Origin of the sequence: Vreelandella sp. 21 (assembly GCF_050995515.1) — a bacterium.
GTDB classification, from domain to species: Bacteria; Pseudomonadota; Gammaproteobacteria; order Pseudomonadales; family Halomonadaceae; genus Vreelandella; species Vreelandella alkaliphila.
The window spans coordinates 3,277,796-3,303,744 of record NZ_CP194673.1 but is presented as its reverse complement, the minus strand read 5'-3'; the positions used below and the strand labels follow the sequence as shown (position 1 = coordinate 3,303,744).

General features: G+C 52.7%; 22 protein-coding genes. 11 read left to right on the top strand and 11 right to left on the bottom strand.

The window, feature by feature from the left end; translation table 11 throughout:
• Nucleotides 1-11: 11 nt before the first annotated feature.
• Nucleotides 12-461 carry an META domain-containing protein gene (locus ACN06F_RS15075; RefSeq protein ID WP_433924198.1) on the bottom strand — a complete coding sequence of 150 codons (450 nt, stop codon included), beginning with the start codon at nt 459-461 and terminating at the stop codon, nt 12-14.
• Between the two features lie 669 nt (nt 462-1,130).
• Here ACN06F_RS15075 and thpD point away from each other — a divergent pair.
• Nucleotides 1,131-2,114, top strand: coding sequence for an ectoine hydroxylase (thpD, locus tag ACN06F_RS15070; RefSeq protein ID WP_433924197.1), 984 nt, complete (start codon nt 1,131-1,133; stop codon nt 2,112-2,114).
• 129 nt (nt 2,115-2,243) lie between these two features.
• Complete coding sequence (locus tag ACN06F_RS15065) at nt 2,244-2,909, top strand: fumarylacetoacetate hydrolase family protein (protein WP_433924196.1); 666 nt, start codon at nt 2,244-2,246, stop codon at nt 2,907-2,909.
• A gap of 146 nt (nt 2,910-3,055) precedes the next feature.
• Here the strand turns inward: ACN06F_RS15065 and speA are convergent, their stop codons facing one another.
• Together speA and ACN06F_RS15055 are read right to left on the bottom strand one after the other, a co-directional pair.
• Nucleotides 3,056-4,975 carry a biosynthetic arginine decarboxylase gene (gene speA, locus ACN06F_RS15060; protein WP_433924195.1) on the bottom strand — a complete coding sequence of 640 codons (1,920 nt, stop codon included), beginning with the start codon at nt 4,973-4,975 and terminating at the stop codon, nt 3,056-3,058.
• The gene (locus tag ACN06F_RS15055; protein ID WP_433924194.1) at nt 4,975-5,931 is read right to left on the bottom strand and encodes a homoserine kinase; all 957 of its coding nucleotides are present in this window, start codon (nt 5,929-5,931) and stop codon (nt 4,975-4,977) included. Before ACN06F_RS15055 ends, speA begins: the two co-directional genes overlap by 1 nt.
• 174 nt (nt 5,932-6,105) lie before the next feature.
• Between ACN06F_RS15055 and polA the strand changes: the two genes are divergently transcribed.
• Nucleotides 6,106-8,880 carry a DNA polymerase I gene (gene polA / locus ACN06F_RS15050; protein ID WP_433924193.1) on the top strand — a complete coding sequence of 925 codons (2,775 nt, stop codon included), beginning with the start codon at nt 6,106-6,108 and terminating at the stop codon, nt 8,878-8,880.
• Between the two features lie 146 nt (nt 8,881-9,026).
• Here the strand turns inward: polA and ACN06F_RS15045 are convergent, their stop codons facing one another.
• On the bottom strand, nt 9,027-10,052 hold the full coding sequence (locus ACN06F_RS15045) for a Fe(3+) ABC transporter substrate-binding protein (protein WP_433924192.1): 1,026 nt from the start codon (nt 10,050-10,052) through the stop codon (nt 9,027-9,029).
• A gap of 224 nt (nt 10,053-10,276) precedes the next feature.
• Between ACN06F_RS15045 and ACN06F_RS15040 the strand changes: the two genes are divergently transcribed.
• A complete protein-coding gene (locus tag ACN06F_RS15040) occupies nt 10,277-11,374 on the top strand; it encodes an ABC transporter ATP-binding protein (RefSeq protein ID WP_433924191.1) in 1,098 nt (365 codons plus the stop codon).
• A gap of 31 nt (nt 11,375-11,405) precedes the next feature.
• Here the strand turns inward: ACN06F_RS15040 and ACN06F_RS15035 are convergent, their stop codons facing one another.
• From ACN06F_RS15035 to dctP, 4 genes are all read right to left on the bottom strand, one after another.
• Nucleotides 11,406-13,106 (bottom strand): ABC transporter permease, encoded by a 1,701-nt coding sequence (locus ACN06F_RS15035; protein ID WP_433924190.1) that lies wholly within the window; start codon nt 13,104-13,106, stop codon nt 11,406-11,408.
• A gap of 166 nt (nt 13,107-13,272) precedes the next feature.
• Nucleotides 13,273-14,604, bottom strand: a complete 1,332-nt coding sequence (locus ACN06F_RS15030; protein WP_433924189.1) for a TRAP transporter large permease — start codon at nt 14,602-14,604, stop codon at nt 13,273-13,275.
• Nucleotides 14,601-15,104 (bottom strand): TRAP transporter small permease subunit, encoded by a 504-nt coding sequence (locus ACN06F_RS15025; RefSeq protein WP_433924188.1) that lies wholly within the window; start codon nt 15,102-15,104, stop codon nt 14,601-14,603. The genes ACN06F_RS15030 and ACN06F_RS15025 overlap by 4 nt, the downstream gene beginning before the upstream one ends.
• 61 nt (nt 15,105-15,165) lie before the next feature.
• Nucleotides 15,166-16,269 carry a TRAP transporter substrate-binding protein DctP gene (gene dctP / locus ACN06F_RS15020; RefSeq protein WP_231658486.1) on the bottom strand — a complete coding sequence of 368 codons (1,104 nt, stop codon included), beginning with the start codon at nt 16,267-16,269 and terminating at the stop codon, nt 15,166-15,168.
• 332 nt (nt 16,270-16,601) lie between these two features.
• Between dctP and ACN06F_RS15015 the strand changes: the two genes are divergently transcribed.
• Complete coding sequence (locus tag ACN06F_RS15015; RefSeq protein WP_433924187.1) at nt 16,602-18,788, top strand: GNAT family N-acetyltransferase; 2,187 nt, start codon at nt 16,602-16,604, stop codon at nt 18,786-18,788.
• A gap of 32 nt (nt 18,789-18,820) precedes the next feature.
• Nucleotides 18,821-20,284, top strand: a complete 1,464-nt coding sequence (locus ACN06F_RS15010; protein ID WP_433924186.1) for an aminoacyl-histidine dipeptidase — start codon at nt 18,821-18,823, stop codon at nt 20,282-20,284.
• Between the two features lie 94 nt (nt 20,285-20,378).
• Here ACN06F_RS15010 and ACN06F_RS15005 read toward each other — a convergent pair whose 3' ends face one another.
• Nucleotides 20,379-20,855 carry a Dps family protein gene (locus tag ACN06F_RS15005; protein ID WP_009724882.1) on the bottom strand — a complete coding sequence of 159 codons (477 nt, stop codon included), beginning with the start codon at nt 20,853-20,855 and terminating at the stop codon, nt 20,379-20,381.
• 282 nt (nt 20,856-21,137) lie between these two features.
• Nucleotides 21,138-22,268 carry a glycerate kinase gene (locus ACN06F_RS15000; protein ID WP_433924185.1) on the bottom strand — a complete coding sequence of 377 codons (1,131 nt, stop codon included), beginning with the start codon at nt 22,266-22,268 and terminating at the stop codon, nt 21,138-21,140.
• Between the two features lie 134 nt (nt 22,269-22,402).
• On the opposite strand from ACN06F_RS15000, the gene ACN06F_RS14995 reads away from it, so the two are divergent.
• From ACN06F_RS14995 to ACN06F_RS14980, 4 genes are read left to right on the top strand one after another with little or no spacing between them, the layout of a single operon-like run.
• On the top strand, nt 22,403-22,981 hold the full coding sequence (locus tag ACN06F_RS14995; RefSeq protein ID WP_095604486.1) for a hypothetical protein: 579 nt from the start codon (nt 22,403-22,405) through the stop codon (nt 22,979-22,981).
• Nucleotides 22,978-23,352: a hypothetical protein gene (locus tag ACN06F_RS14990; protein ID WP_433924184.1), complete on the top strand. Its 375-nt coding sequence runs from the start codon at nt 22,978-22,980 to the stop codon at nt 23,350-23,352. Before ACN06F_RS14995 ends, ACN06F_RS14990 begins: the two co-directional genes overlap by 4 nt.
• Nucleotides 23,353-23,408: 56 nt before the next feature.
• Complete coding sequence (locus ACN06F_RS14985) at nt 23,409-24,044, top strand: DUF1007 family protein (RefSeq protein ID WP_433925125.1); 636 nt, start codon at nt 23,409-23,411, stop codon at nt 24,042-24,044.
• A gap of 59 nt (nt 24,045-24,103) precedes the next feature.
• Nucleotides 24,104-25,102 (top strand): nickel/cobalt transporter, encoded by a 999-nt coding sequence (locus tag ACN06F_RS14980; RefSeq protein ID WP_433924183.1) that lies wholly within the window; start codon nt 24,104-24,106, stop codon nt 25,100-25,102.
• 1 nt (nt 25,103) lies between these two features.
• Here ACN06F_RS14980 and ACN06F_RS14975 read toward each other — a convergent pair whose 3' ends face one another.
• Nucleotides 25,104-25,523 carry an HIT domain-containing protein gene (locus tag ACN06F_RS14975; RefSeq protein ID WP_433924182.1) on the bottom strand — a complete coding sequence of 140 codons (420 nt, stop codon included), beginning with the start codon at nt 25,521-25,523 and terminating at the stop codon, nt 25,104-25,106.
• Between the two features lie 202 nt (nt 25,524-25,725).
• Here ACN06F_RS14975 and ACN06F_RS14970 point away from each other — a divergent pair, with 202 nt between their 5' ends.
• Nucleotides 25,726-25,857 (top strand): entericidin A/B family lipoprotein, encoded by a 132-nt coding sequence (locus tag ACN06F_RS14970; protein ID WP_038478218.1) that lies wholly within the window; start codon nt 25,726-25,728, stop codon nt 25,855-25,857.
• Nucleotides 25,858-25,949: the final 92 nt, after the last annotated feature.

Sequence of the window (25,949 nt, the reverse complement as noted above, 5' to 3'; positions counted from 1 at the left end):
CAAACCGATGGCTAATAAAGATGCACGGCCTCAAATACTGCCACTGGTTTGCCATTGGTATTTTTAAGTGACAGGGAACCACCGTCTACTTGCCAAGTGGCTACGCTGTTAAGTGTACTTAGCATTGTCTGCTCGTTACGCATTTGCGTGTCGGGGCAGGCCATCATCGTGGTGCCAACTTGTTCAAATGCTATTTGCTTACCATCAACACGGTAACTGCCAATCAAGGTATTGCAGCCAGTTGAGCCAGCTAGCCGTGTATTTTCTTCATGCAGCACAAGATGAGGCTCGCGAAAGTTCTCAGCGGTGATGATGGGTTGCCCTTCAAGCGTGACCAGTTTCCAGTACGTATTGGTTAGCGTTTCGTCAGGCTTGGCTGCTTGATGAGGCGCTGAGTGTGATTGGCACCCGCTAGCTAGCAGGACAATAAGAGTAGATGCGATAAGGGATAATTTTTTCATAAAGCGTTTCTCTAGGTTTGCGTCATAAAATCATAATTGGATCGTTAATTTTTTTCTACCCTGGCTTATGTTAGATACCTTGTCGAATATTTTATCTCCCCCGTTTTTAAATTTTTATTTAAGTGGTAAGTCGAGTTTTTATATTTTTTATAATCTACTGCTTGAATCAATCTTTGAGGGCCAGTATTTGGTGTGAAATAAGTGTGATTAAGTAAAGTGTTATTAATTATGTTGCCGTTACCTTTATTGCAAATAGGGCTCTGATATAAGCGTGTTAGTTTTCCATGACGCCGTGCCATCTGGTGATGCTTTGGGTCTATCTGGTTGGGCGGCTAAATTGACCGTGCCGCCATACTTTATGTCGGATTTTGAACAGAAAAACTCCTAAAGCCTATAGCGCTATCATGCTTTCTAGTCCGAAGGAAGTGAAAGAGGTGCCAGTTTTTATAGTGAATCTGTTTGTGGGTATAGTTTTCTGGATTAGTTTTTAAAAGTTGTTTCTATGTCTTTTTAATAAGGGTTAAAAAGTTTCATAACACATGTTATAAATTAAGTAATATGGGTTGCAAGGGCTGGCTACTTAGCTATCCTGTTGGCTGTGTTATGTGAAAGTGAAAGCCGCTACATGTTTTATCGATCTGAAATTTAATCATACAAGGAGTGGATTAGATGACAGTCAGCAACAACTCTCTCAAAACGATTACTGTCTATAAGCAATATAATGAAATGTTAGATATGCCGTCGGCGCAACGTACAGCGGGGAAAGATGAGTACCCAACGCGCCTAGCGGCAGCCCCAGCTTCGCTAACTCAGCCGCGTCGCGATGCGGTGGTTAAAGGTCGGAACTTATCAGGGCCGCTATCCCCAGAGCAGCTTGATGAGTTTGAGCGCAAAGGTTTTTTGTTTATTCCAAACCTCATTTCAGGTGAAGAGCTGGAGGCACTTCGCGATGAAATGACATTATTGATGAATAATCAGGCTTATCGCGATCAGGAATTCAGCATTACCGAGCCAGAAAGCCACGATATTCGTTCGCTGTTTGCCGTGCATAGGCTTTCTGAACGATTAGGTGAACTGGCCAGTGACGAACGCTTAGCGGGTGCAGCCCGGCAGATCATTGGCGCTAATCCTTACGTGCATCAGTCACGGATTAACTATAAACCAGGCTTTGCGGGTAAAGGGTTTAATTGGCACTCTGATTTCGAGACGTGGCACGCGGAAGATGGCATGCCGAATATGCATGCTGTTAGCGCTTCACTGATCTTGACCGACAACCATGAATTTAATGGCCCGCTTATGCTGATTCCAGGCTCCCATTTGGAATTTGTGCCCTGCTTGGGGGAAACACCGGAGGATAACCACAAAAGCTCGCTTAAAGCACAGGAGATTGGCGTGCCCAGCCAAGAAGCACTGACTCAGTTAGTAGCAAAATATGGTATTGAAGCGCCAAAAGGTAAAGCAGGGGGCTTGCTACTGTTTGATTGCAACACGCTGCATGCGTCTAATGCCAATTTGTCGCCTGACCCCCGCAGTAACGTGTTCTTTGTATTTAACCGTCCGGATAATCGCTGTGTTGCACCGTTTGCTGCTCCCAAGCAGCGCCCTAGCTTTTTGGCGCATGAGCCTGATGATCGCTGGACGCCCGACGCATAATCTAACGTATCACTAGTGATATGTATGAAATGCTGTAGAAGAGGTTGTGGTACATACGCATAGCTGGGGTAGACTGTTGCGCCTGTCGTTGCGAATGCGGCACGCATAATGAGAAGGAGAGGACCCGCCATGCGTTTTGTTCCCCAGTTTACCGATGGTCAGGAGTTTCCCCACGCGTTGGGCAAAATCGTCTGCGTTGGCCGCAACTATGCCGACCATGCCAAAGAACTGGATAATCCGGTTCCCAGTGAGCCTCTGTTATTTATGAAGCCCGCCACCAGTGTGGTGGACTTGACTAAACCTCTTGATCCGCCGTTTTCACGGGGTGATATACATTATGAAGCAGAGCTTGCGCTTTTGGTGGGAGAGACCCTGACTCACGCGACCCAGGATGAAGCTGAGCGTGCCATTGTGGGCATTGGCCTAGCGATGGATTTAACGTTGCGTGATGTGCAAACCAAGCTGAAAGAGAAGGGGCACCCGTGGGAAATAGCAAAAGCATTTGATGGTGCTTGCCCACTATCTCCTTTTTTGCCACTAAGCCGTATTCCCAATTGGAACGCGCTGGTATTTACCCTTGAGATTGATGGTGAAAAGCGCCAGCACGGAGAAGGTGCCGATATGATCTTCGCGATCCCGACGTTGGTGGCAGAGATGAGTCGTCACTTCACGCTAGAGCCGGGTGACGTCATTTTGACAGGAACACCTGCGGGTGTGGGCGAATTGCCCCGTGGGGCTTCGCTGCGTTTAACGTTGACCGGCGGGTTAGAAATCACCACTAGCGTAGTAGAGTAGTTGGATGGCGATGACGCCAAAACCAACAATAGGTAAGCGTTAGCAGTTATGCGAAAAGCCACTGACGATGTCAGTGGCTTTTTCGTTGGCCTATTCTAAAAGCACTATTCTATAAGCACGGTTCTATAAGCACAGTTCTATAAGCACTATTCTAAATAGGTGTAGCCATCCAGGCCTTCGCTCAGGCTAGCGGCAAACTTTGCCTGCTCTTGGGTCGAAAAGCCGCTAGTGATTAGTTGCTCGGTGAGCTTTTGCTTAAGCACTCGAGCATCAAAATTCACGTAGGCTAAAACATCGGCCACCGTATCGCCTGCCTGTAGGTTAGAAAGTACCCACTCGCCATCTTTACCCAGTGCGGCATCGACTGAGTCGGTATCGCCGAATAGGTTGTGCAAGTCGCCGAGAATTTCCTGATAGGCGCCTACCAGGAAGAAGCCTAGCCAGCGCTCGTCGTCGCTTGCCCACTCGGGCAGCGGTAGTGTGCTCTCCACGCCTTGGCCATCCACGTAGCTATCAATGCGGCCATCTGAATCGCAGGTAATATCCTGAATGACTGCGCGACGAGTGGGTGGCTGGTCTAGCCCGCTCAACGGCAGGACAGGGAATATCTGTTCGATCCCCCAAACGTCCGGCACCGACTGGAATAATGAGAAATTGACGAATAGCTTGTCGGCTAGCTTTTCGGCCAGTTCGTCCATAATTTCCCGGTGCGCGCGATTACGGGTATCGAGTTGACCGCGTAGGCGTGCACAGGCTGCCATATAAAGCCGTTCACCTTCGGCACGGGCATTGATATCACTTAAGCCCATTACGAAGCGGTCTTGCAGCTCACTAACCGCTTGCAGAAGGTCATGCCAAGCTTCCACCAAGACACGGGGCTCCTGGCTTTCGGCTAACTGCTCAAAAACCCGCCATAGGGCTTCCACCTGGAGGTCTTCCTGTGAAGAGCGCTCAGGAGGCGAATCATTAACGCGCTCTTCGCCAATCACGTTAGTGATCAACACGGCATGATGAGCCGTTAGCGCACGGCCTGACTCGCTGATCAGATGAGGCTGGGGAAGGTCAGCCTCCTGACACAGCTGCGCAAAGGCGCTAACGACGTTACGTGCATACTCCTGCATGGAGTAGTTGGCTGAGCAGTAGCTACGTGAGCGGGTGCCTTCGTAGTCGATTCCTAGACCGCCACCCACATCGACGGTATCAATCGGTGCCCCTAGGCTCATCAGGTTTTGGTAAAAACGGGCGCATTCCCGCAGACCGCGCTGAATGTCGCGAATATTGGCAATTTGCGAACCGAGATGAAAATGCACTAACTGTAGGCTCTCTAACGCATTTTGAGCGCGCAAGGTCGCGACTACGTCAAGAATTTGGCTGGCAGTCAGACCAAACTTCGACTTCTCGCCACCGGTATTTTGCCATTTACCCTTACCCACAGAGGCCAGTCGTGCCCGCAAACCAATACGCGGGGTAACTTCTAACTCACGAGCTTCTTCTAATATAAGCTCCAGTTCAGACAGCTTTTCCACGACCAGATAAACGCGATGCCCCAGCTTTTCACCCAGCAGCGCTAGGCGAACGTACTCGCGGTCTTTATAACCATTGCAGACGATAAGCGAAGAGCCGCCATCAGACAGCGCCATTACTGCCAGCAGCTCCGGTTTACTGCCTGCTTCTAAGCCTACGCGACCATTGCCTCGCTCGGAGGTGGCGAGGATCTCTTCCACCACGCGGCGCTGCTGATTCACTTTGATAGGATAAACGGCTGTGTAGCCGCCCTGATAGTCGATATCCTGCATTGCAACATCGAATGCACCGCACAGCTGTTCTACGCGGTCGTGCAGAATGTCGCTAAACCTTACTAGCACCGGCAACCGCAGCCCCGCTGTCTGCAGCTGACGCACAAGCCCGCTAAGTGGCAGTGCCGGGCCTTCTGCGTCGCTACCTAGCGGACGAACCAAGGCTTGCCCGTGGTCATCCACATCAAAATAGCCACTGCCCCATTGGTCAATATTCCATGTGCGTCGAGCGCGTAAGGCCTGGGCGCTGGTGGTCACCGATTCGATCATCAAGAAACCTCTGGGAGCGGTAGTGCGCCAAATGCAATGCGCGCTTTTAAAATGGTTCGGAAACGCTCAGGGTCATGAGGCGTTAGGTCATGAGCAGGTGGATCAACATAAACGACCAGCAGGCGCGATAGCCAATATCGCAACGCTGTCATGCGCAACATGATTGGCCATAGTTCACGTTCATCAGCGGTGAGAGGACGGCGTGCCTGGTAAGTGCGCAGAATGGCTTCATAACGCTCAGCGTTCAGCGTGCCATCATCATTGCTTGCCCAGTCGTTAATGACGATGGCTAGGTCAAAGAGCAAATCGCCGGTACAACCGTTATAAAAATCAATAATACCGCCTAATTGGTCGCCCTTAAACAGCGTGTTGTCACGGAATAAGTCGCCGTGAAGCGCTCCTTGCGGTAGCTCGCCGTGCTGGCTAAAGGCACCTTCAAAGTCATCGACTTCATTTTTCATCAGCGTCTGATCGTCAGGGCTGATATACGTTAGCACCTTATGATGCACCGCACGCAGCCAGTGGAGGTCGCGCGGGTTTGGCCGATGGCCAGGGAAACGCTGGGAGACTACATGCAGATGTCCCAGCGTATTGCCCAGTGCTTGGCATTGGGCAAGGTTAGGTGCACTAGGATGCTTGCCTGGTAGGCGTGGAAACAGCAGAGCAGGTTTGCCTGCCAAACTGTGTAGCGCAATACCTTCGCGGTCATGAATAGTGCCGGGCACCGGCAAACGGTGCTCATCCAGGTAATCCAACAATTCGACAAAAAACGGCAGCTCTTCATGTTCGCCCTGTTCAAACAGGGTTAATACCAGCTCACGACGATCGGTGGTCACAAAAAACGTCGAGTTTTCTGTGCCACCGGCAACGCCTTGTAGCGAAACGAAGCTGCCTACATCAAACTTTTCCAAAAACGCGGCGACCTGAACGTCGCTCAGCGGAGTAAATACAGCCATGAGAATCTCGCCCAGGTTGCTAAGCCCATTATTGTAGCGGCTTGCAGGGTCAGTTGGCAGCGTTGTGTGAGTTTGAAATGCGTTATTCGTAACGGTTGTTTCTGCAGCCATTGGTCTGAACGCGTATCATAGCCAATAGACTTTCTTACTGTGTTGCTAACAATGGAATTGGTTATGGCCCGTGCCCCAATCGTGCTTGTCGATGGCTCATCGTATCTATATCGCGCCTTTCACGCGCTGCCACCGTTAACGACCTCCAACGGCCAGCCCACGGGGGCCGTGAAAGGCGTATTAAATATGCTCAAGCGGCTGATCAAAGACTACCCGGAAAGCCCAATGGCGGTGGTGTTTGATGCCCCAGGAAAAACCTTTCGCGATGAGATGTACAGCGACTATAAAGCCCATCGACCGCCCATGCCGGACGATCTACGCAGCCAAATTAAGCCGCTGCACGCGTGTGTAAGAGCGCTAGGCTTACCGCTGCTGTGCATTGAGGGCGTCGAAGCCGACGATGTGATTGGTACCTTGGCCCATCATGCCACTCAGGCTGGCCGTGATGCGGTGATCTCGACTGGCGATAAAGATATGGCGCAGTTGGTGAATGACCACATCACACTGGTCAATACCATGAAAGAAGAAACCCTCGATGAAGCGGGCGTCAAAGAGAAGTTTGGGCTGCCGCCCTCGCTGATCATTGATTTTCTGGCCTTGATGGGTGACAAGGTTGATAACATTCCCGGCGTGCCGGGGGTGGGCGAAAAGACTGCTATTGGCCTGTTGCAAGGCATGGAAGGGGGGTTAGAAACTATTTATGGTGATCTGGAACGCGTCAAGACACTTAGTTTCCGTGGCGCGAAAACGTTACCGAAGAAGCTGGAAGAGCACCGTGACCAGGCCTTTCTCTCTTACCAATTAGCGACCATTAAGACCGACTGCGAACTCCCCGTGGGGCTGGATGACTTGGATATTGCGCACCCAGACCGCGAAGCCCTGGTGGAGCTCTATAAAGAGATGGAGTTCAAGCAGTGGTTGGCTGAGCTGCTGGCGGGTAACGACGAGGGTGTTAATGACGTAAAAGGGGGCGAGCCCGCGCCTGATAACATCACTACTGACGCCGCTGAAAGCGCCGCGACTTCCAGCCAGCGAAATGACCATGTCATCGTTGAGCAAGCTGAGTTCGATGCGTGGTTAGCGCGACTGAAAAAAGCCGAGCGCTTTTGCTTCGACTTAGAAACGACCAGCCTGAATTATATGGACGCCGATATTGTAGGCGTTGGCCTGGCACTGGAGGCTGGTGAAGCCGCCTATATTCCACTGGCCCATGACTATCTGGATGCGCCCGCACAGCTTGATCGTCAACGGGTACTGCAGGCATTAAAGCCGCTACTGGAAGATCCTGAGAAAACCAAAGTTGGCCAGAACCTTAAGTACGATATTTCCGTGCTGGCAAACTATGATATTCGCGTTGTGGGGCCGCTAGCCGACACCATGCTAGCCTCGTACGTGTTGAATTCCACCGCCACGCGTCACGACATGGATTCGCTGGCACTGAAGTATTTGGGCGAAAAAACCATCTCTTTCGAAGAGATCGCTGGAAAGGGTGCCAAGCAGCTTACGTTTAACCAGATTGCCCTAGAGCAAGCGGTTCCTTATGCCTGTGAAGATGTCGATATCACGCTGCGGCTGCAAGAAATACTGCGTCCTCAGGTAGAACGGGAAGGGCGTTTAGCGGACGTGCTGGATCATCTTGAGCTGCCGCTGATTAACGTCTTGTCGCGGATTGAACGCAATGGCGTTGCACTGGATGCCGAACGTCTGCACGAGCAAAGCCAGCAGCTAGAGCGCCGTATTCGTGAGCTTGAAAGCGAAGCCTTCGAGTTAGCCGGTCGTGAGTTTAATCTCGGTTCGCCCAAACAGCTGGGGCAGATTCTGTTCGAAGAGCAGAAAATTCCGGTGATCAAGAAAACGCCCAAAGGCGCACCCTCGACCGCAGAGGCGGTGCTAGAGGAGTTGGCGCTGGATTACCCCTTGCCCAAGGTGATTATGCAGCACCGGGGGCTGGCGAAGCTAAAATCCACCTATACCGATAAGCTACCGCGCCTGCTCAATAAAACCACTGGCCGAGTGCATACCAGCTATCACCAAGCGGTGACGGCGACAGGGCGTCTATCGTCGTCCGACCCGAATCTGCAAAACATCCCGATTCGCACAGAAGAGGGGCGTAAAATCCGTCAAGCGTTTGTGGCACGCCCTGGCTATCGCATTGTGGCGGCAGACTACTCGCAAATTGAGCTGCGTATTATGGCGCACCTTTCTGAAGATAAAGGGCTTTTAGAGGCGTTTGCGGAAGGGCGCGATATCCACACTGCGACCGCTGCCGAAGTGTTTGGTACTGCGCTTGAAAAGGTCTCTGCCGACCAGCGGCGCAGCGCTAAAGCGATCAACTTTGGCCTAATTTACGGCATGAGCGCTTGGGGCTTATCACGCCAGCTGCATATTGATCGCAATCAGGCGCAAACCTACATCGACCGCTATTTTGACCGTTATCCTGGCGTTGCTCGCTATATGGATCGTATTCGCACCCAGGCCGCAGAAGATGGCTTTGTGGAAACTGTGCTAGGGCGGCGGCTGTACCTGCCAGAGATCCACTCGCAAAACCGCAATCGCCGTCAGGGTGCTGAACGCACCGCCATTAACGCGCCTATGCAGGGCACGGCAGCGGATATCATCAAGCAGGCGATGATTGATGTCGATGCATGGCTTGCTGAAGGGGAGTTTGACGCCCTCATGGTTATGCAGGTGCACGATGAGCTAGTGTTTGAGGTGGCCAATGGACAAGTTGAGGCGTTTATTGAACAGGTTCAGAGGCGTATGCAAGCCGCTGCCACGCTTAGTGTGCCACTGATTGTTGAAGCCGAAAGCGGCGCCAACTGGGATGAAGCCCACTAGTATTAAGCCCGCTAGGCTAAGTAAGGCTTAAACGTTACGGGCTTGTTATAGGGTAGCCAATGCAAAACACCTGCAGCTGAGCTGCAGGTGTTTTTTTTAGTTAGGCTTGCGGCTGATGAGTCCTAAGAGCCGTAGAGCCGCAGAACTTAACGCCAGCTTACACGATCAAAAATACGAATCGCTTCTGGATTGTTTTCACCTAAGATGCTGATGTTGATATCGTCTTTGGCGAAATCACCCCAAGATTCAAGCACCGGGTTTTTCTTGATGCCTTCCACGACGGGGAACTCGTAGTTACGGTCAGCCAATACTTCTTGAGCTGCGTCAGAGGCTAAGAACTCCAGGAAGCGAATGCCGTTTTCCGGGTTTTGTGCGTTAGCCACTAAGCCCGCGCCGCCAACGTTAACGTGAGTGCCACGATCATCCTGATTAGGGAAAATCAACCCCACTTTGCGTGCGGCTTCGCGATCAGCATCTTCATCGGAATGCAGCATGCGAACGTAGTAATAGTGGTTTGCAACAGCTAAGTCACACTCGCCGCTCGCAACGCCAAGAATCTGATCGGTATCACCGCCTTCAGGGTCGCGTGCCATGTTATTAACAACGCCTTGGGCCCACTCTTCCGCGCCTTCTTCGCCGTGATGCTCAATCATTGAGGCTAACAACGACTGGTTATAAATGTTGTTGGAAGAGCGAATGCACACTTGGCCTTCAAACTGTGGATCGGCCAGGTCTTCATAAGAACTGATTTGGCTGGGATCAAAGTTCTCACGGTTGTAGAAAATAACCCGTGCGCGCTGACTAAAGCCAAACCACAGGCCGTCAGGGTGGCGCATTGATTCTGGCAGGCGCTCGTTAAGCACGTCAGAGTCTACGTTTTGAAAAAGACCGTCCTGCTCGGCGCGCCATAGGCGACCTGCGTCAACGGTAAGCATTACGTCAGCAGGGCTAGCAATGCCTTCACGCTGCATGCGCTCCATCAACTGGTCGGAGTCGCCTTCCAGTACATTAACTTCGATGCCGGTCTCTTCAGTGAACGCTTTGTAGAGAATCTCATCAGAGTCGTAATGGCGGGCGGAGTAAATGTTGACCTCGTTAGCGAGCGCGCTACCTGCAAAAGCAGAACCTGCCATGATGGCAGCTACGGTAGCCGTAAGACGTGCTTTTTTCATAACAAATACCCTGAATGTTTATGATAATAAGTTGCATTAGCGACGTGACGTATTGAAACGCTTCTCTTGGTTGACGTCAAGTTAAATGCTAATGAAACGCATCTGCTGTTTAGCAAGAAACGTGCATCTCTACTCAATAGAAAATAGAATGCAAATAACTTTCAACCGTGTTCGCAGCGGCATGCGTTTATCATGTCGCGGGTGGACGAGACAATGGTGAAATAATGACGGCAACTGTGTCACTTTCCGATGTGTCGGCGCCTGCATCAGCACTGTCGCTTCGTGGTATTCAGCACACGTTTGCGGCTAATAAAGTGGTGAAAGGCATTGATCTTGATATCGCTCCAGGCGAGGTTGTGTGTTTACTGGGCCCTTCTGGTTGCGGCAAAACCACACTGCTTCGGATTGCTGCGGGCTTAGAGGTCGTGCAGGAAGGCTCGGTTAGTCTTGATGGTTTATCCATTGCGGCACCCGGTAAGCGTCATGTGCCACCGGAAAAGCGCAATGTTGGGCTTGCTTTCCAAGACTCAGCCTTGTTCCCACACCTTAGCGTGCTGGAAAATGTTACCTTCGGTCTGAAAAATTTGCCCTCTAGCCAGCGCCGAGAGCGTGCGCTGGAACTGCTGGCTCAACTCGGCATGGCCGACTACGCCGAGAGCTATCCGCATATGTTGTCAGGTGGGCAGCAGCAGCGCGTTGCGCTGGCGCGAGCGCTGGCGCCCACGCCTAAATTAATGTTACTGGATGAACCTTTTTCTAGCCTGGATGCGCGGCTACGTGATCGCATCCGAGACGATACGCTGCACGTGTTGAAAAAACTCGGCTCAGCGACCCTTCTAGTGACCCACGACCCTGAAGAAGCCATGTTTATGGCAGACCGTATCGCGCTAATGCGGGATGGCGAAATCGTGCAGACTGGCACGCCCCGTGAACTTTATTGTGCGCCAGTGGCTCCCTTTGTGGTGACGTTTTTTGGTGAAGTGAATGAGTTAAGTGGTGTGGTGAAGGGGGGCTTTGTCGCTACGCCAGTCGGGCCGGTAGACGCTAGTTGGTTGCCTGAAGGCAGTAACGTTCAGGTGATGATTCGCCCCGAAGCACTGCGTATCAAAGAGCGTGACTTGCCCGTAGAGTCGCATAGCCACAGCCATGTGGTCATGGCTAAGCTGCTAGGGCGTTCCAGCCTTATTCACTTATGTGCGCATGGAGAAGATGGCCAGGAAGCTCACCTTCACGCTCGTGTGCCAGGCGTGTTTTTACCCCAGGAGGGCCAGCCGATTGATATCGACTTGGACCACTCCCAGGTATTTATCTTTCCGCGTTAAGTTTTCGCTGTTCAGCGCTTGCTTGCTTCCACTACTCAGCTTGGCTACCAGGGCGCGCCCGGCGCATTGCCAAGCTGAGTAAAATCACCGGTAAGATGCCCACTACCACAATGGTCAGAGAGGCTGTTGACGCTTCAGCTAAGCGTTCATCTGAGGCGAGGCTGTGAGCACGTACTGCCAGCGTGTCAAAGTTGAAGGGGCGCAGGATGATCGTGGCGGGCAGTTCTTTCATCACATCGACAAATACCAGAATCCCAGCTGCTAGGAGACTGCTACGCATCAGCGGCGTATGAATATGGCGAAGTGTACCGCCAGCGGTTTGGCCCAAGGTACGGGATGCGGCATCCATGCTGGGGGTTACTTTGCCAAGGCTCGCTTCTACCGCGTTAAACGAGACGGCCAAAAAGCGTACTACATAAGCGTAAATCAAAATAAATGCTGAGCCGCTAAACACTAGACCAATGATTTTTCCGTAGTGTTCGTGAAGCCACATGTTCAGCGAGTTATCCAGCCAGGCAAATGGAATCAGGATGCCTACGGCAACCACCGAGCCAGGAATGGCATAGCCCATTGCGGCGATACGTGTGAAAAATCGTGCGCTTGGTGAATTGTTGAGCCTAACCCCGTAGCTCAGGAGTACGGCTAACCCTACCGCAATCAATGCGGCAACGGTCGCGAGGCTCAGGCTATTCATAGCAAAGCCAATAAACCGTGTGCCGAACAAGCTATCGCCCGTTTTAATGGCCATATTGAGCAAAATACCGCTGGGCAATAAAAAGCCGATAACAATGGGCAGCAAACACGCCAGGGTAGCCCCGAGTGCATGCCAGCCACGCAGCTGATATTCCGGTAGTTGCTGATAGCGGTTGGTGGTATGGAAGTAGCGCCGTTTACCCCGCGAATAGCGCTCTAGAAGAACCAATACAATGACGAAGGTCAGCAGGCAAGCGGCTAGCTGAGCGGCAGCTACAGGTTCACCTAAGCCAAACCATGTGCGATAGATCCCCGTGGTAAACGTATCTACTCCAAAAAACTGCACCGCGCCAAATTCGTTAAGCGTCTCCATCAGTACCAGTGAAACGCCGCCTACTAATGCCGGGCGGGCGAGGGGCAACGCCACGCTGGCAAACAAGCGCCAGGGGCCACGCCCCAGAGTGCGGCCTACATCTAATACACATACCGACTGCTCAAGAAAAGAAGCTCTAGCTAACAGATACACATACGGGTAAAGCACAAAGGTAATCAGGGTTGCTGCGCCGCCTAGTGAGCGCACATTGGGGAAATAGTAATCGCCCACTCGCCAATCAAACCATTCACGCAACAAGCTTTGTAGCGGTCCTGCTACTTGGAAAAAGTCTGTATAGGCGTAGGCAATGACATACGTTGGTACCGCCAGGGGTAACAGCAGCGCCCATTCAAATATGCGCTTGCCTGGGAAACGGCACATCACCACCAGCCACGCAGTCCCGGCGCCTGTAATCAGAGTGCCAATGCCAACCCATAGCACCAGCCAGAACGTATTAGAGAGGTAGCGTGGTAATACGGTGCTTGCAAGGTGCTGCCAAACACCTTCTGTCGGCACAAAAATATGGCTTAGGACCACAATAATAGGCAGTGCGACAACAAGGGCGATCAAAAAAAGCGCGATTGACCAAGGGTTGAGCGATAGTGAAATGTGTGACGCAAAACCTGAAAGCAGGGCCGATGGTGAGCGGCGAGCTGGCGTAGACACGTCGTTGTCTCCTTGGATGAGGGGCAGCTTGGCTCGTCAATGCGAAAAAATAGCGGCTGCAAATAGTATCACTTGCGTTAGGCGGCTGCAGCCAACATTGTGGCTATCAAAAAAATCCCCCCGCAATGCGGGGGGACGTTGTGCGTTTTGCATCAGTAGCTTGGTATCACTGGTAGCCCACCAGCACACTAGGTAGTCCCGTAATCAAACTAGGGAAAAGAGCCATTAGTATGCAGGCGAAAAGGATGATGGCCACAAATGGCACGACGGCTTTATATAAGTCGACGATTTCGACTCCTGGTGGAGCCACCCCTTTCAAATAGAACAGCGCATAACCAAAGGGCGGTGTTAAGAAGGAGGTTTGTAACACCACCGCCACCATGACGACGAACCACAGTACATCCACGCCCATCTGCGAAATGATTGGCAGCATGATAGGGAAGCTAAGCAACACAATGCCAGTCCAATCAAGGAACATGCCGAGAATGAATACCAGGAACAGCATTAATAGCAGGGCACCAACGGTGCCACCCGGCATGGCCAGTACAAAATCACTGATCACGGTCATCCCGCCACCAATCGAGAATACCCCAGTGAACGCCGTGGCCCCGACGAGCACTAACATCACCATCGTTGTGGTTTTGCCAGCTTCAATCAGCGTGTTGTAACAGGTTGATAGCTTTCGGTCGCCGAAGATTAAAAACAGTAGGAAAGCGATAAAAACACCAATGGCGGATGCCTCAGTCGCCGTCGCCACACCGGTAAACAGTGCCCCCAGTACGCCGAGAATTAACGACATTGGCGGGACAACATACTTGCCTAGCATGATCAGTAGATGTTTTGTGCTGACTTCAGCGCGCTCTTCTGCCGGTACTTTAGGGCCGTAGCTAGGTTTGAGCCAGCAGATTACCAGCACGTACAGGGCATACATCACCCCCAGTATCAGGCCGGGTACTAACGCTCCAGCAAAGAGTGCACCTACGGAGACAGGTGAGTAGCTTGCCATCAAAATCAGCATAATGCTGGGGGGAATCAAAATGCCCAGACAGCCGCTAGCCATGATGACGCCAGCACTCAGCTCTTTGTTATAGCCATACTTAAGCATCGGCACTAAGGCAATCATGCCCATAACGGCAATCGACGCGCCGACAATGCCGGTGGTAGCTGCAAGTAAGACAGATACAACCACCACGGTAAGCGCTAATCCACCGCGCAGGTTCGCCAGCAGCAAGCGCATGGCATCAAACATTTTTTCGGTGACGCCTGAGTCATTAAGAAAGCGCGCCATTAGAATAAACAGTGGTATCGCCACTAGTACATAGTTGTCCATAGCGTTGCCATAGACGTTGTTAATGATGATACCCAGGGTATTAATGCCCGGCCCTAAATAAGCACCGATGACCGCCATGCCACCCAATACAAAAGCAAGCGGATGACCCATAAACAGGCCAACTAAAAGGCCACCAAACATCACCAGCGTCAGTAGTTCTGCACTCATGCGGACGTCTCCTCACGCAGCTGCATAATGGCGCGCAGAACGATAGCAATCGCCTGCAACAAAATAAGCACAGCAGCGACTACGATAACGCCTTTCACCGGATACACCGGGATTGAGACCATTCCGTAGGTAGTTTCGCCACGACTGAACGAGCGCTCGAAAAAACGCCAGCCGTAGGTCAATAACAGCCAGATGAAGGGCACAAAGAATATCAAGTAGCCGAGCAGGTCTAGTACGGCCTGCTTTTTACGTGATAGCAGGCGTTTAATAACGTCGACTTCCACGTGGGCATGGTGGCGCAATCCATAGGCGGCCATCAGCATAAAGTGGGCGCCGAATAGCATTTTGGTGACATCAAACGCCCAGTCGCTAGGGCGGCCAAAGAAGAAGCGCGACACAATGTCGTAAAGCACTATTAGAGTAATGATGGCAATTAACGGTGCAATGATGCGGCCCAGCAGCTCGTTAATTGCATCGATCGACTTGGCAATCGCATTCATGGAAGGTCTCCGCAGCTAAGCAATAACCGCCCCAGCAGCGCAGGGGCGGCACTTAAACGCCTTATAGGCAGGCTTCGATCTCTTCCAGTGAGGGCAGGTTATCCATCGTGCGGCTCATGTTGAATGGCGCAGTAACATCACGCCATGCAGCGTACTCTTGTAGATAGGTAATCATGGAGTGATAGACCTTGGCATGGTCGGAATTTTCACAAGCGCCACGCACAATGACATCGTTGGTAATTTCCTGGATGCGCGCCAAGTCTTCCTCTGAGAACTGGTTAATGGTGACGCCCGCATCAATAAACTTCTGGGTTGCTTCGGTAGATTCACGCTCCGACCAGGAAAGTGACCAAGCCATGGTGGCTTCAGCAGCTGTTTTAAGCTTAGCCTGGGTTTCTTCAGACAGGGCATCCCAAGCGTCTTTGTTAATCATAACGCCGAAAACGCTTGCCGACTGGTGCCAGCCAGGTGTTGCCCAGTATTCAGCAACTTCAGCAAAACCAGCGTTAAAATCAACGCCTGGAGTCGAGAACTCACCTGCATCAATTACGCCGCGTTCAATCGCTTGATACACTTCACCACCGGCCAGAGTGACCTGTGAACCGCCTAACTCTTCGAGTACTCGGCCCTGGTCGCGTCCCGATAGGCGCAAACGCTTACCTTCAAGATCTGCGATGCTCTCAATCGGGGTGCGGCCCATGAAACCAGATTCGTTGTTGGTAATGCCGTAGGGCAAATACACCATGTTGTACTGGCCATAAATTTCTTGATAGAGCTCAAAACCGCCCCACTGTTGAATCCAGTTCAAGTAATCCACGCCGTTAAACAGGCTGGTAGTGGTGGCCAGAGGAGAGAACGCTGGGTTCAAGCCTGCCCAGTAGCCTGGCCAATCGCCAGAAGCTTGGATAGCGCCGGTTTCGGTAGCGTCGAACACTTCAGTGCCAGGCATTAGCGTGCCGCCTGCACGGAAGTTAATTTGTACTTCGTCACCTGCAAGTTGGTTTACAAGCTCTGCCCAGTGCTGATCAATCTTAATCAGGTCAAGGTTTTCGGGCCAGGTAGTTGTCATTGTCCACTGCTCTTGCGCTTGAGCAGTGGAGGTAAGCGCGGCGAAAGCGACACCAGCGGCGAGGCTGGATAGTGCGAATTTAGTCATCTTTTTCATTGTATGTTTCCTGGTACTTTGGCGGTTGGCGTTATTAGTGTTTATTACCTGAAAGCAGGAAAGTACAGCGAGTATGGCTTACGTTTACGTAAGGTAAACGCCGCAAGGCTGCATCGCTAAGCTAGCACACTCCCCCCGCTGCAGCGCAATATCAGTAACTCAAGGAATTTAACGTCATATAAGATGTTTCTTTGAAAAATTTAGTTCATTAAAAACAATTATTTGTATATTTTTTAGTAACTTTCTTAACCTTATGGTTAGCTCTAAGAGCGTTGAAAATTACGCTGATCTACAACCAAAGTTGTAAATAAAAGACAATCTCAGGAGTTGCTATGCGAGCAGGCTGTCGCGTTGACAAACCCAACGCTGTCATTAAGCAAGCATCAGCCTTGGTTCATCATGCCACCCGCTTGCAGCGCCGTCGTTGGCGGGCGCTGGTATGGCTATATGGGTCGCCTGATAAGGCCCGCCAGCAGGCGCAACTGTTGTGGGAAGAGCAAATGTGGCAGGCACCGCTGTGGGTGGGCGCTGAGCATGAAACGCCAGTGGCGCCATGTTTACCAGCCAGTAAAGCTCGCACACGGCTAGGTGCGGAGCATCAGCTAATCGTCCTAGACGCTAGTGGTAGCCAAGGATTAGATCCAGATGCGCTAGGCGCATTAGCGGGTACCGTGAGTGCTGGTGGGTTATTGGTGATTATTACGCCCAGCAACTGGGGTGAACAGCCTGATCCTGATTATGCCCGCTTTGCCGATTATCCGTGGCGTTGGGATTCGCTGAGCGCTCATTACCTTAAACGGTTAGCGTTTCAGCTGACGGGTGAGAGCACTATTGTTCGCTGGGAGGTAGACGGTAGCCTCATGCTGCCCAAGCTGTCTATTCGAGACTCGCGTGCGGCTCCGTTTGACGACGCAGACTGTTTGACGGCTGATCAGGCTCGTGCAGTGAATGCGCTAGTAAAACTAAAGCGTCGCCGGCCATTGGTTATTACCGCGGATCGTGGGCGGGGTAAAAGCGCTGCATTGGGGATTGCTTGCGCTCGCCTGCTACAAAAAAGCGTGACGCAACTGGTGGTGACTGCACCTCGACTCAGTTCAGTGGAAAGCTTGTTTGCGCGCGTAGTAGCGCTATGTCCGGAAGGTCAACGCCTCAGCTCAGCGCGGTTTGAACTGCCGAGCGGTAGCTCACTGTGTTTCCTTGCGCCTGATGCGCTTAACGAACAGGTTGATCAGGCAAGACTCGGCGGTAGCGGCAGCTATTTACTCGTCGACGAGGCAGCGGCCATTCCTGCGGCAATGTTAGCTCACTGGCTTGCTGCATTTCCACGTATCGCGTTTGCAACTACTGTGCATGGCTATGAAGGCTCAGGGCGCGGTTTTGCACTACGTTTTCGCGAGGTGCTCAATCGAACAGCTCCTCAATGGCGAGAGTTACCGTTAGATACCCCTGTTCGCTGGTCAGTGGGAGATCCTTTAGAAGCGACTATCCAAGCGTTGCTACTGCTCAACGCTCCGTTACCTGAGGCACACGCCAGTACTCATTGTCAGACTGCTTCTATGGTGTTGACTCAGGCGCAGTTAGCCAAGCAGCGTGAGTTGTTAGCGAAGCTGTTTGGCTTGCTGGTGCAGTCCCACTATCGCACCACGCCTAGTGACTTGCGCCAACTGTTAGATGGCCCTGGCACCGCCATTCGCACAATCATCGCATCAAAAGAGCCACAGGCCGTTTTGGTGACCCGTGAAGAGGGCGGCTTTAATACCGCACTTGCTGATCAAGTGGCACGCGGCGAGCGACGCCCTCAAGGCCATCTGCTGGCCCAGTCGTTGGCGGCTCACAGTGGTAGCCGTGAGGCGTTAACCTCTCGCTGGCGGCGAGTAGCGCGCATTGCTACTCATCCAGAGCGGCGGCGTGAAGGGTTAGGCCGCCGGCTGTTAGAAGAGGATATAGCTAACGCCCATCAGCAGGGTATCGCGCTTTACGGAGCTACCTTTGGTGCCGAGGCATCGTTGCTACGTTTTTGGCTGGCACTCGGGTTTGCGCCTGTTCGTTTAGGCATCACCCGAGAAGCGGCTACCGGCGAGTACGCCATTATGGTGGCGCGCGCGCTAACCAGCGAAGGGCAAGCCGTGCTGGCGTCGCTGCGTGATTCATTTGCGGCCTCGTTGATAACGCTATTGGCCTTTGAGTTAGCGACACTGCCCGCGCCGATCGTCGCGTTACTGTTGCCGTCCTTGCCACGTTTACCGCTTAGCGCCGCTGAGCTTCAGGCGGTGGACGATGTGGCGTATGCGCACCGCGACCCTGCCTTGGCAAGGGCGGCGCTTCAGGCGCTGGCCAGAGAGGCTAGCCATTGGCCGTTAGGGCAAGAGGCGCAAATAGCCCACCAGCAGTTGATTACCTGGGCCTTCCAAAACCAGCCGTTAGCAAAGGCGCACGGTGAGTCAGTGCGGCTGATTCGTCGCGCGACTCAACAAATTATTGAACAGCGCACGCTTTTCCCCAGTAGCCCGGAGGGGTAAAGTAAACTGGTTATCGATAATGAAGAGTTTCCATGAACGTACATCTAGAAGCCCTCGAGCCACGTTTAGTGTGGCAGCACTTTCGCACACTATGTAATACGCCGCGTCCCTCTGGTCATGAGGCCGCGCTGGTGGCGACGCTGGAGGCCTGGGCAGATTCCCAGGGGCTACCCCACGACCGTGATGAGTTTGGCAACTTGCGCATTTGTAAGCCAGCCACGCCCGGCTGTGAAAGCGCGCCAGGCATCGTGCTGCAGGGCCATCTAGATATGGTGGCGCAAGCTAACGCAGGCCATGACCACGATTTTACCCGCGACCCTATTCAGACGTATGAAAAAGACGGTTGGCTATTTGCTGATGGCACCACACTAGGTGCTGATAATGGCCTTGGTGTCGCCGCTATTCTGGCAGTATTGGAAGACCCTGCGCTTACGCATGGCCCGTTAGAAGCACTGTTTACGCTAGAGGAAGAGACCTCTATGGGGGGCGCGCTCAATCTTGCTGAAAATTGGCTGGAAGGGTCATTGCTGCTCAATTTAGACAGTGAAGATCGCGGCCAAGTTTATATCGGCTGTGCGGGAGGCGCTGACGTAGTAGTGAATGCGCAGCTCCCCAGCACGGCGCTGCAAGACAATGAGCAGGTGGTTTCGCTGGCGCTGACGGGGCTAAAAGGCGGCCACTCGGGGATGGATATTGATAAACCCCTGGGCAACGCGAACCGCTTGCTAGTCCGCGTGCTGTGGGCATTAGAATCCTTTGGTGCGCGGCTGATTAATTACCATGGCGGCACACTACGTAATGCCATCCCCCGCGAAGCGTTTGCGCAAATTGCCCTGCCTACTGATGAGCTTGACGCAGCGTTGGCTATGGTGGAAACGCTTGCTGATACGCTAAAAGCTGAATTGGGCAGTGGCGATAGCAATATGGCGCTTACTGCTGAGCGCGTGGAGCTGGCTGACGCTGAACCACTAACGCGGGACGCCAGTGCGATGCTGCTGGCTGCGCTGCACGCGGCCCCCTGTGGAGTCGAACGCATGAGTGCTGATGTGCCGGGGGTAGTGGAAACCTCGAACAATTTAGGTGTATTAAGCGTGGAGAACGGACGTTTCCACCTTTGTGCACTGGTGCGTTCACTGCATGACAGTGCCACTGACGCGATGGCGGGACGTTTTCAGGCGCTGTTTGGCCTGATGGGCGCTAGGGTAAAAGTGGAAAATGGCTATCCAGGCTGGGTGCCTAATCCACAAAGCCCCTTGCTTGCTACCTTTAATGCTCGGCATGCTGCATTAATGGGCCGTGAACCCGAGGTCAAGGTGATTCATGCCGGCCTTGAATGCGGCATCCTGGGAAGTAAATACCCACAGCTAGACATGATTTCGTTTGGTCCGCTGATTCGCGGTGCGCATTCGCCGGCCGAACGAGTGGAAATTGCCTCGGTGGCGGAGTTCTGGGAGATGCTACGCGATTTCATTGAAACCTTGGCGAACTCTCGTTAGACAAATCGCCATAAAAAACGGCACCGTATAGGGTGCCGTTTTGGTTAGTGCCTACCTCCTGCCTACGTTAGCCGTCAGCGAGGTAAGCCTCGTATTATTTACTCAGGTAAGCGTTGAGCATCCATACGGTTTTTTCCTGCTCGCGAATATAGTCACCGGCTTGTGCAGCGGTGCCCTCATCGTCAGCGTCCGACGCAATTGCCAGCAATTCCCGCTGTAATTCAATCAGTGTTTGATAGCCGGTGAGTACGCCTTTTACGCAGGTTTGACCATCATGAACGTCTTTATCTTCTTCAATGCGCGAAATTTTCACATAGTCGCTATACGCATGAATGGGCTTGTGGCCTAACGTCAAAATACGCTCTGCCACTTCATCTACTTTGGTAAGCAAGTCGGTATAAAACTCTTCAAATTTCGCGTGTAGCTCAAAGAAGTCGCTACCTCGTACGTTCCAGTGGTAGCCACGAACGTTCATATAGAAAATCTGATAATTGGCCAGCAGGTGATTAAGTTTCTCAGCGAGTTGGCTTGCGCTGCCTTCGTGTAAGCCAATGCTATTTGTATCACTCATGTAGTGCTCCTCCATGGTTGTAACAGCTCTGAAAACAGTACGGTCATCAAATCGTTTGATTTAGCTTAAGACGCTTAGCGAGCGTTGCAAAACAAGTTTTTTGCATCGCGGCAATAGCGTCATAACATTACCTTGGCGGTGAGCTGGCGGCGGCTGACTCATCGCTTACGCAACATAGTACAGGTCTGAGATGTCGTCGAATGTGTGCCTAATAAAAGAGATGTAGGCGCCTAGCGTGTTTTTCAAGGGGGCGTGTTTTTACGCGTTGGCCGGCTGACCCATTTATCGAGCGAGCCAAAGCCTTGCAATGCTCTCACAGCGGTCAGCGAGTAGCTCAGCGGTGCGTGGTAAAGCAGCTTCAAGTGTCATCGGGCCGTCGGCAAGGGCAAACGCAGCGGTAACGCCTTCTCCTAGGCAGGCCTGCCACCCTTCACCCAGGCTGCCGGCCAGTACGATGACCGGTTTGCCGTGGCGTTTAGCGGTACGGGCAACGCCAATAGGCGTTTTACCCGAAAGGCTTTGACCATCTAAGCGACCTTCTCCGGTAATCACTAGGTCAATGTTAGGAAGCAGGCTGGGTAGCTTGGCTTGCTGCATAATCATCTCAATGCCGGGCGTGAGGGTGGCGTTCAGAAAGCAGCGAGCGGCGAATCCCATGCCACCCGCAGCCCCCGCGCCTGCTAATTCTTTTTCATCGCGACCCAGTACCTGGGCGCTTAGTTCAGCAAAATGACCAATAGCGCGATCAAGCGTGGCGACATCGTCAGGTGATGCGCCTTTTTGCGGGCCAAAGACAGCGCTCGCCCCATGTGATCCTAGCAGCGGATTATCTACATCCACGGCGGCTTCAACTTCTAAGCTGTTTAAACGAGGGTCAAGCGTGGAAAGGTCTAACGTTGCAAGCTGCTGGAGTGCTGCGCCACCGGGGGGAAGCGAGTCGCCGTGCTTATCTAATAACTTGGCTCCCAGTGCTTGGAGCATGCCTGCGCCTGCATCGTTGGTGGCACTGCCACCTAAAAAAAGCAGCGCCTTCGTGGCGCCAGCATCAAGCGCCGCATGAAATAACTCTCCGACCCCGTAAGTGGTGGTATGCAGGGCATTACGTTGATGAGGGGATAGATGCTGCAGCCCACTGGCTTCTGCTAGTTCGATAAACGCGGTACGCTGCTCGCTAAGCCAACCCCAGGATGCTTGATGCGGCCGCCCCAAGGCATCTTGTACCGTTAGTTGACGTCGCTCGGCATGGGTGGCAGCTATAAGCGCATCCAAGCTGCCTTCGCCGCCATCAGCAAGCGGGCAAAGGTGGATCGTGGCGGTTGGCACAGCCCGTTGAATACCATCGGCCATGGCGCTTGCTGCTTGTTCAGCGCTAAGTGCATCTTTAAAACTATCGGGGCAAAGCAGAACATTCATCGCACAACCTCCCTAACGTGTTGTCATAATTTTTTATCGTGATTTTTTATCATTTATCTTAATGAATGGCTGCTGGCGAGCTTAGCGCGGCGTTCGATGACACACCAGCCGCACCTGAGACGAGAGGATCACTCATGAAGGCAATACTACCGATTAGCATGACGTGCTTGTTGATACTGACAGGCTGCCAAGCAGTGCCAGAGCGTCTTCCTCAAGCGGAGCCAGCGCCTTCTGCAGCCTGCTACTTTCCCACTGGGCCGTCTGGCCAAACGGCACCGCCATTGGAGGTGGTGACGCAAAGTATTGACGTATTGGAAGCATGGGGGTTTGAGCTTGAAGCTACCGACACCGATTTAGGCTTGGTGACCGCTAGTCGACAGCGAGATTTGATTGGCTACTACGACCCTTATGATAACGACTTTGGGTATGGGCGAAACATGCGAGTATTTGGTGGCTTTGGTTTGGGGCGTGGTGGTTCCAGCATTGGTCTGGGGATTGGTAGTGGATTTGGAGGCGGTTTCCACCATCAACCTGTCGAAGTAGAGCGAGTATCGCTACTGGCACGTGATGGGCATATTCGGCTTTCCCGAGATATTCGGCGCTTTGACCACTTAGGGGATCTGCGTGAATCTTACAGCGCTAGCAATGATGATTTTTGTCAACGTTTCCGAACTGCGTTTGAGCAAACGGTAGCTACCCCGAGGGCGTTATGAAACCACTACGTAAGCACTTTTTAACGGCCACCGCAGTACTCATGATTATTATGCTGGCAGGCTGTGCCTCTACGCAGCCACTAGAGCCGCGAGAACTACGTTACAGCGCTTCCCCAGAGAAAACGTTCCGCGAAGCCATTGAGTTAATGATGGAGCAAGGCTATGTCGTTCGGCACGCTGATTTAGCGCTAGGGCGCGCAGATGCAACGTTAGCCCGCTGGCCGGAGTATCGCTTGCAACTGCAGGTAAGTGAGGTACCTGGTGGCAGCCGTGTCAGTCTGTCGGCGTTGCGTGGGAATCAGCCGTTGCCACCGTATGTATTAGATCCCTGGCTGGTTGAGCTGCAACATAAATTAGGAGAGTTGCCGTGACAGGCGTATTCCACCCGCTAGGTAGCTCACTGAATAAACTCCGCAGTTACTGGGTAGTGCTGGCAATAGGCGTTTGTAGCACGCTAAACAGCAGCCCTGTGTTGGCTCACCCCCATGGTTGGATTGATCTCAGCGTGAGGGTGATAACAAACGATGAGGGGATCGCAACAGGGCTTCATCAAACATGGCGAATGGACCCCTTTTACAGTTTGGTGGTGTTCGAAGAGTTACAGCAGGTTCAAGGCAGCAACTTGCAAGAGGGACTTGACCAGCTAGGCAGCGATATCCGCGATAACCTGTCGCAGCAGCACTACTTTACGGAGGTTCGTGTGAATGGCGAGCCGCAAGTGCTGGGTGAGGTGTCTGAATACACGGCGTTGGAGCGAGATGGTCGCTTAACCTTTATGTTTATTCTGCCGTTAGCAACGCCTCAGCCATTGGCCGGGCGAATGCTGGAGTATCAGGTCTTTGACCCAACCTACTATATCGAAGTGGTGCACGAAGAAGAGGGCGGGGCACCCTCTGAACAGGCGCTGATTCTCAATGGCGAGTCCGACTGCCGTTTAAGCGTGTTACCTGCTGACCCTGATCCCGAGCTCGTTATGCAAGCAGCGCTGTTAGATGTGGATGAAACGGGAGAGTCAGGATTGGGCCGCCATTTTGCAGAAACGGGGCGGATTGAATGCGACTAGCGGAAAACCTGGAAGGTCGTGTATAAAGTGTTACTTTATAACTTTCCGGCGGAGGGGCAATGCCTTTAACGCGGCAACAACTGTTATGGGGAGCGCTTACCGTGTCGGGGGCGCTGCTGTTAGTCTTCATCGTACAGGCTAATTTGCAGGGGGTAAGCCTTCAATTGCTGGCTTGGCAGCGAGATTTACATCGCACCCTGACGCTTGCTATTACCGAACTCTCTCGTACACCTTCTAGCAACACTTGGCTAACGCTGCTAGGGGTAAGTTTTGCTTATGGCGTTTTTCATGCCGCGGGGCCTGGGCATGGCAAAGCGGTATTAGCGACGTATTTAGCGTCTCACGGTGGTGCCACCCGTCGCGCCTTGGGGCTCTCTTTTGCGGCAGCTCTACTGCAGGGGGGAACGGCGATTGCCATGGTAGCAGTGCTCGTACATGGGCTAGGCTGGGTGACCCGTCAGGCGATGGGCAGCGTGGTTTGGGTAGAGCAAGCCAGCTTTATATTAGTGGCACTGTTAGGTGGTTGGTTATGCTGGCGGGCGATAAAACAATTGCGTCAAGCTTACTCAGTCCACGCTAGTGATGCTGCTGGTCACAGTCACAGTCACAGTCACAGCCATGATCATTCCCATTGCTGCGGTGGGGCTCATCATATCGAGCCTCAACAAGCGCTCGACTGGCGCACAGCGCTGATGACCGTTGGTGCGATTGGAATGCGTCCGTGCACTGGGGCAGTGCTTATGCTGGGGGCTGCTAGCCTGCTTGGGCAGTTTTACGTCGGTGTCGCTTCGGTGCTTGCCATGTCGCTTGGTACCGGTATTACCGTTTCTGTGCTGGCGCTGGCAAGCATCGTGGCTCGGGGCTGGGCGGCTAAGCGGTTGCAGGAACAGAGCAGCCGACAAGTGGTCGAGAAAGCGGCTGGTTGGGCGGCGCTCGCAGGCGGTGCTCTCATTGTTGCACTAGGCGTATCACTTTCTATGGCTGGCGCCGCCCAGCCTGCCAGTGGCCCATTACTTAGTGAGCCACCATCCAGACAGGGCTCTTTGCTGGGGAATTAAGTTAAAGCTTTAATCCTTCAATTTGGGCCAGCAACTGTTCGCGGCGACTGCCCTGAAGGGGTAGCTCATAAGGCTCTGGGCTACCATTTCCCCATACCGGCCCTGGCCAACTGGCATCATCTGTATAGCGCACTACCAAATGAATATGCAGCTGGCTGACCACATTACCTAAGGTGGCAATATTGAGCTTATCACCGTGAAATATCTCCTTCATTGCCGTCCCTAACGCGATCGTTTCACGCCATAGCTGGGCTTGTTCATCCTGGCTTAGTTCAAACACTTCGCTGACCGAGCCACGCCTTGGTACCAGAACTACCCAAGGGTAGCGTGCATCGTTCATTAGCAGCGCACGACACAGGGGAAGGTCGGCGAGTGGTAAGGTATCCGCTTCTAGCCGTGGGTCAAGTTCAAACGTTTTCAAGTAAGTGCTCCTTTAGATAATGAAAATTATCATAGCAGCTGCGGATACACCTTGCTCCTTACCCAAGGACTTGCCAAGGGCTTGGGAAGGGGAGGTCAAAACAGGCGAAATTATTAAAATCTGTTACTCTGAAAGCACTCCCATACGGCAAGGCTGCCGTCGGAGCTTCCCGATGTTGAATGATTTGTTAAGGAGAACACAGATGAAAAAACTATTAGGTATTAGCTTTATTCTGTTGATGACGGCGGGCGCTCTAGCGGGCTGCAATACCATTGCAGGTGCAGGACAAGACGTTCAAGAGGGTGGCCAGGCGGTTCAGGATGCGGCGAGTTAATACGCTTTATTTCCACTGCTTCTTGGCGTGAATGAGCGGGTTAGGCATAGTTGTCTAGCCCGTTTTGCATTCAGGGTAGTTATTTGCCAACA